Origin of the sequence: Roseibium limicola (genome assembly GCF_017313085.1) — a bacterium.
GTDB lineage: Bacteria > Pseudomonadota > Alphaproteobacteria > Rhizobiales > Stappiaceae > Roseibium > Roseibium limicola.
The window spans coordinates 260,741-266,740 of sequence record NZ_JAFLNF010000008.1 but is presented as its reverse complement, the minus strand read 5'-3'; the positions used below and the strand labels follow the sequence as shown (position 1 = coordinate 266,740).

General features: G+C 58.2%; 5 protein-coding genes. 4 read left to right on the top strand and 1 reads right to left on the bottom strand.

The features are described from left to right. Positions 1-303 precede the first annotated feature (303 nt). On the bottom strand, positions 304-1,107 hold the full coding sequence (locus J0X15_RS17680) for a metallophosphoesterase family protein (protein WP_206943605.1): 804 nt from the start codon (positions 1,105-1,107) through the stop codon (positions 304-306). Positions 1,108-1,330: 223 nt separating this feature from the next. Here J0X15_RS17680 and J0X15_RS17675 point away from each other — a divergent pair, with 223 nt between their 5' ends. The 4 genes from J0X15_RS17675 (at position 1,331) to J0X15_RS17660 (ending at position 5,887) form a co-directional block, all read left to right on the top strand. Then, positions 1,331-2,422 carry an ABC transporter ATP-binding protein gene (locus tag J0X15_RS17675; RefSeq protein WP_206943602.1) on the top strand — a complete coding sequence of 364 codons (1,092 nt, stop codon included), beginning with the start codon at positions 1,331-1,333 and terminating at the stop codon, positions 2,420-2,422. Between the two features lie 11 nt (positions 2,423-2,433). Next, on the top strand, positions 2,434-3,366 hold the full coding sequence (locus J0X15_RS17670; RefSeq protein WP_206943600.1) for an ABC transporter substrate-binding protein: 933 nt from the start codon (positions 2,434-2,436) through the stop codon (positions 3,364-3,366). Next, on the top strand, positions 3,366-5,069 hold the full coding sequence (locus J0X15_RS17665; RefSeq protein ID WP_206943598.1) for an ABC transporter permease: 1,704 nt from the start codon (positions 3,366-3,368) through the stop codon (positions 5,067-5,069). The genes J0X15_RS17670 and J0X15_RS17665 overlap by 1 nt, the downstream gene beginning before the upstream one ends. Before the next feature lie 125 nt (positions 5,070-5,194). Continuing rightward, positions 5,195-5,887: a GntR family transcriptional regulator gene (locus J0X15_RS17660; protein WP_231710486.1), complete on the top strand. Its 693-nt coding sequence runs from the start codon at positions 5,195-5,197 to the stop codon at positions 5,885-5,887. Positions 5,888-6,000: the final 113 nt, after the last annotated feature.

Here is a 6,000-nt window from a genome sequence, read left to right as displayed (position 1 = left end):
GGAGCAGTCCGGTAGCTCGTCAGGCTCATAACCTGAAGGTCGCAGGTTCAAATCCTGCTCCCGCAACCAAATACAAAACACAAAAAAGCCCGCACGGAGAAATCCTGCGGGCTTTTTGACGTTCTGAAGACTGGTGGAAGAGGGTCGGCAAGCCTCTGACCTGCGCACATGCCAGAGGAACAATTGAGGGCCAGTGGCAATGGTCCTGCTCTGCCTTGGCAAGCCGGCACGACTGCGGGTCGGTATGCGAACGCATCACAAATGGCCTGAAGGTAGCTCCAAATACATTCGCTTCGATGACAGTCAGGGCCCGTACTCGCACGGACTAACCGAGAGAAAGCGGTGTGAGCCATGATAAATGTGGACCGCCGTCAATGGGCCGCTGCCGACAGCCTTGGTGTCGATCCCGATCCTGTCCGGCCCGAGCTGTGGAGTCGGGGCTGGCGTGTGTCCGTGCACGATCAGCCTGTCGGAGGCGGGGTGCGCTACCAGAAACTCTTCCCGGATCCACATCAGGTCATCATCGATCTGGTCTGCCATGGAAACGCCAGGGCGCATGCCAGCATGGACGAAATGCGCTTGATCTGTCGTCAGGGCGACAGGCAGCTCCTGCAGGTACCGAAAATGGGACTTCGGTATGGCTTCGCCTAAAAGCGACCGGAAGCCTTCCTCGCCTGAGCAACGGGAAAGAAGCGAAGCGACGTCCACACCGTAGGACATCAAGGTTTCTTGGCCGCCAAAGGCGATCCAGTCGCTTGCCAGGCTAGGGTTCAAAAGGAACTCATAAAACAATTGATCGTGGTTGCCGCACAGGCTCATACGCTCGAACCCCGGGGGCAGGGGAGACAGGCAGTGGTCGATGACGCCCTTGCTGTCCGGGCCTCGGTCGACGAGATCTCCCAGATACAGGATCAAAGTGTCTTCTGCCGGGTCCTTCCGGTCGGCAATGATCTTCTCCTCCAGCTTTTTTAGAAGATCGAGACAGCCATGGACGTCGCCGATGGCGTAGATGCCGTTCGCAGGGCATGGCCGTGTCAGGCGGGCTCGGCTTTTTCTCTCTCTCAAGGAAGAGCTGGAACCATCTGTTTCGTCAGGACGCATCGGCATTTTAAGGAAACTGTCTGGAAGGTGCAGGAAAGGTCGACCCTTGCAGAAATACGATGACGGGTCGAGGCATCGGGTCTGCATGAAGCTGACATTTCCGCAGTTGTAACCGTTAAATCCGATGCCGGACAAGCTTCATGGAACTGACACGTAAAAGTTACATGGGTGTCATGGAGGCGCTCTAGAAGCGCCTATCTCTTCACACTTTCCCTGTTCGGCAAAAATAATGTTCAGCAAGTCCTCCGCCGTGTCCGGTGCGCCCGCCCTGTCGTTGCAAGGCGTGTCCATGAGTTACGGAGCGGAAAAGGTCTTGCATCAGATAGATTTGAACCTCGCGGCAGGTGAGGTGTTGGGCTTGTTGGGGCCTTCGGGTTGCGGGAAAACGACACTTTTGCGGCTGATTTCCGGACTGCTGCTTCCTGATGCGGGACAGATCCAGATCGCGGGTACTACGGTGGCAGCTCCGCGAGCCGGGATCACTTTGCCGCCCGAAAAACGTGGCCTTGGGATGGTGTTTCAGGACTATGCGCTCTGGCCGCATATGTCGGTTGCCAGGAACGTCGCCTTTCCATTGGAAATGATGCGTGTCGGGGCAAGCGAGTGCAAAGACCGGGTGACCCGGGCACTGGACCGGGTTGGGCTGGGGGCCATGGCCGAACGGCGTCCTTCCGATCTCTCGGGCGGTCAGCAGCAACGGGTGGCCATTGCGCGGGCCATTGTCGCCGAACCGCCGTTGGTCTTGTTCGATGAACCACTCTCCAACCTTGACCGCGAATTGCGTGAAACCATGGTTGAAGAAATTGCGGATCTGGTTGCCGACCTCAACCTCAGCGCCGTCTACGTCACGCACGACCATGCGGAAGCGTTGACACTGGCCAATCATGTGGCAGTGATGCGCGGCGGCTGGGTCGAGCAATTGGCGGCCCCAGCAGAGCTGGTCGATCATCCCAAGACCGCTGCCGTTGCAGAGTTCCTGCGCCTTGGCTGTCTTCTGCCCGCGCTGCATGATGCGGAAAACTGGCTGATCAAGGGCACGGATCTGAGTTTGCCCGCAGGCGTGTTCGGCGGCGCGGAGGCCCAGGTTCTCCTGCCTGAAAAAGCCTTGAGACTGGACGCGAACGGTCCGAACAAACTGAAAACCGAGGTGCTGCGCGCTCAAGTGCGCAGCACCGGGCAGGCGCTGACCCTGCGCGTGGTCGGCACCAATCATGTCATCCGGCATCTGACGCCAGCGCCTGTGCGGGCAGGCGATGTGCTTGAGCTCTCTTTTTCCCCTGAAGACCTGCGCTGGTTTCCGGTTGCAGACCCACATCATTGATGGAGACTGTCATGAAACGCTTATCTCTTGCCCTCGTCATGGGCCTTCTGGCTTCGACCGCCGCACAGGCGGACGTGACTGTTTACTCAGCTGGCCCTGGCGCTCTGATCAAAAACCTGGCAGCAGGCTTCACTGAGAAGACCGGCATCAAGGCAAATGTCTTCCAGGCAACGACCGGCAAGGTTATGGCCCGTCTGGAAGCTGAATCGTCCAATCCTGTTGCCGATGTTGTCGTGTCCGCATCCTGGGGCACGGCTACCGATTTTTCTGCCAAGGGTCTTTTGCTGCCCTACGAGAGCCCGAACGCTGAAACAGTTCCGGACTTTCTGAAAATGGAAGGCGCGGTTGCTCAGGGCGTAGCCGGTCTCATCATCGCCTGGAACACGCAATCCGGCACGCCCAAGCCGGCCGATTGGTCCGATCTTGCCAAGCCTGAATACAAGGACCTGGTCACTCTGCCAGATCCTGCCGCGTCCGGTGGCACATATACGCTGGTTGAAGCATTCCTTGCCAACGACATGAGCGACGTTTTGCAGGGTCTCAAGGACAACGGCGCAATTGTTGCCGGTGCCAATAAGGCTGCGTTGAACCCGGTTCTGCAGGGCGCAAAAGCGGCTGTTTTTGCTGGCGTTGACTACATCACCATGAGTGCAGCGGCCAAGGGCGAGACCGTCGAAGCGATCTTCCCGACCAGTGGGACTGTCGTGGCTCCCCGCCCGATCATGATCCTCAAGTCTTCCCAGAACCAGGACGACGCGAAGCAATTCGTCGATTACGTTCTGTCCGAGGAAGGCCAGAAGGCCGTGGCCAAAGTCAACCTGATGCCCTCGCGTACGGACATCAAGGTCGACCGCCCGTTGATCGGTGATCTGAAGCTGCTGTCGAATGAGGGCGCACCGGCTCGCGATGACGTGCTGGCCGACTTCAAGAAGATCTTCAATTAATGGCTGGGGGATCGGTGACCACAGGCGCTGAGGGAAGCGTCCTTCTCAAATGGATTGCCACCCTCGGACTGCTGATTGTCGTTGCGATCCCCTGTCTGTTCATTGTTGTTCAGGCGATCTTTCCTGAGTTCGGGAGTGGCTCTTTTGCCGCTCCCTTTTCTCTGTTTTTCAAGACGCTGTCAGACCCGGCGCTTTTCGGCATGGCAGGCAACACCTTGCTCCTCGGGGTTGGGACTGTAATCTGTGCAGCCGTCTTTGCAGTGCCTCTGGCTGCACTGCGGGCATTGTATCGGGTGCCCGGCGCATTGATCTGGGACGGCTTGCTTCTGATACCCTTCATGATTCCGCCGTATATTGCGGCGCTCGGCTGGATCATGACGCTGCAACCGCGCGGATATCTGGAGCAGGTGACCGGTTTCAACATGGCCTCCCTGCTGTTTTCGGTGTCCGGAATTATGCTCATCATGGGGCTCAATACATTTTCCGTCGTGTATTTTGTCCTCTCACGCACTTTTGAGACCATTGGTGCGCGCTATTCTGATGTTGGCCGGGTGTTCGGTGCAGGACAGTGGCGGTCTTTCTGGCGCATCACGTTTCCGCTCGCCATGCCTGGTCTCGCGGCGAGCCTTCTTTTGGTCTTCGCCATGTCGATCGAGGAATATGGCACGCCCGCAGCCCTTGGCCGCCGCATCGGGTTTGAGGTACTGGTCACCGGGATTGAAAACCGGATTTCCGAGTGGCCGATCGATCTTCCCGGCTCGGCGACGTTGTCGCTTGTTCTTGTCGGCATGGCGCTGGTTGCCTTCATGGTACAGCGCTGGCTGCTGAACCGGCGGGATTACCGTATTGTGGGCGGGAAGCCGCAGGCATCCGACAAGCGGAGCCTCGGTGTCTGGGCTGTGCCCGCAACGCTGCTTTTCGCCTTTGTGGCGTTGTTGGCCACAGGCCTGCCTATTCTGGCCATTCTTGCCACCGCGTTGTCGCGTACGATTTCTGGCGGTCTGAAGCCATCAAACATGGGGCTCGACAATTTTCGTGAACTGCTGGGTGCCGGCAGTGACGGTTTGATCGCACTTGGCAATTCACTGATGCTGGGCACCACAACAGCGCTGTTGGCCGGACTTCTCGGTGCGATCACCGCTTACTCGGTGGTGAAGGGGCGTGGCCGCTTCCGCATCGTGCTGGATGCCTTGTCGATCACGCCGAATTCGCTGCCTGGCGTTGTTGTCGGAGTGGGTATCATTCTCGCGTGGAACCAGCCCTGGCTGCCGATCACGCCCTACAATACACCCTTCATTCTGCTGCTGGCCTATGTCTGCATTCTGTTGCCACAGCCGGTGCGCTATGCCACCGCATCGCTGCACCAATTGGGTGACAATCTGGAGTCTGCTGCGCGTGTCAGCGGAGCTGGGCCGCTGAGGGCCTTCACTCGCATTGTCTTTCCGCTGATCCTGCCGAGCATGGTGACGGCGATGATCCTGGTGTTTGCGGTTGCCTCGCGGGAGCTGGTCGCATCGCTTCTGGTCGCCCCAGTCGGGTTCCAGACCATCGCGGTCTATATCTGGCAGCAGTTCGACCAGGGCTCGGCGGGGCTGGGCATGGCCATGGCCTTTTGTGCGGTGCTGATCACGACGCTCATCCCGTTGGCGTTGATCTCGCTGCTTCGCTGGCTGACGCGGGGCAGTGTCGCCGGTTTGAGTTAAGCCTGAAACGCATGCCCGCGCGCTCGCCCTCACACCAGCTGACGAGGCGTCTCGGGCGGATCAAGGAGCGCCGAGCGATGGCTTTTGGGGACAACTGTCTGGGTAGGAAATAAGTGGGCACCCCAATGGATGCAAGGCATTTGGCGCGGCTGTTGGCGGAGGTGATAGAAAGAGATGGACTGCGAGCTGGTGCAAGGCTTCCGTCTCAGGCAGCCTTGATGAAGGAATATGGTGTTTCGCGTCACGTGGTGCGTAAATCACTGGAAATACTGGAAGAACGGAAGTTCATCACGTGTTGGCAGGGAAGCGGAGCTTTCGTCCGGGGGCGAGAGTGGCCTTACGCCATCACCAACCGCACGCGTATCCATAAAAGCCTTCAGGAGTCGGGAGCGGATATGAAGATCTCCGTTCTCAAGACATTGGCAAAGCGACAGCCTCCTGTTGATGTCGCCAATCTCCTGGGCGTGTCCTTCCGCGAGAAAGTGCATTTCATTGAGTTTCTGTTGACCGCCGACGGGGAGCCCATCGCTTTGGGTCACCATTTTATCCACCCCACGGTCACGGTCGATATCTTACAGCGCGTCCAGGAGACAGGTGAGATAGCCGATGCCTATGCAGCGATCGGAATTGACGACTATTTTCGCATGAAGACGATGGTTCGTGTCCGGATGCCAAGCGAACGGGAAACCGACCTCCTCGACATTCCGCGCCAGCAACCACTGTTCGTCCTGCTAGGCCTCAACGTGGATGTTGATCAGAACCCACTCGAGGTTACGGAAGCAGTTGTCCGGGGCGATCGGATCAGACTGGATATCTAAATTCACCAAATCCCCTACTTGGTGCAAAGGTTTGATGAAACTTCGGGTCCTTGAGCAGGGCTGTCACCGGTGTGTCACTCAAGCTTGATTTTTGCCTCTTTGTGCTCGCGGCA

Excerpts from the sequence above, each read along its gene's own strand:
- J0X15_RS17680 (WP_206943605.1), bottom strand. The coding sequence starts at position 1,107 with ATGCCGATGCGTCCTGACGAAACAGATGGTTCCAGCTCTTCCTTGAGA.
- J0X15_RS17675 (WP_206943602.1), top strand. The coding sequence starts at position 1,331 with ATGTTCAGCAAGTCCTCCGCCGTGTCCGGTGCGCCCGCCCTGTCGTTG.
- J0X15_RS17670 (WP_206943600.1), top strand. The coding sequence starts at position 2,434 with ATGAAACGCTTATCTCTTGCCCTCGTCATGGGCCTTCTGGCTTCGACC.
- J0X15_RS17665 (WP_206943598.1), top strand. The coding sequence starts at position 3,366 with ATGGCTGGGGGATCGGTGACCACAGGCGCTGAGGGAAGCGTCCTTCTC.
- J0X15_RS17660 (WP_231710486.1), top strand. The coding sequence starts at position 5,195 with ATGGATGCAAGGCATTTGGCGCGGCTGTTGGCGGAGGTGATAGAAAGA.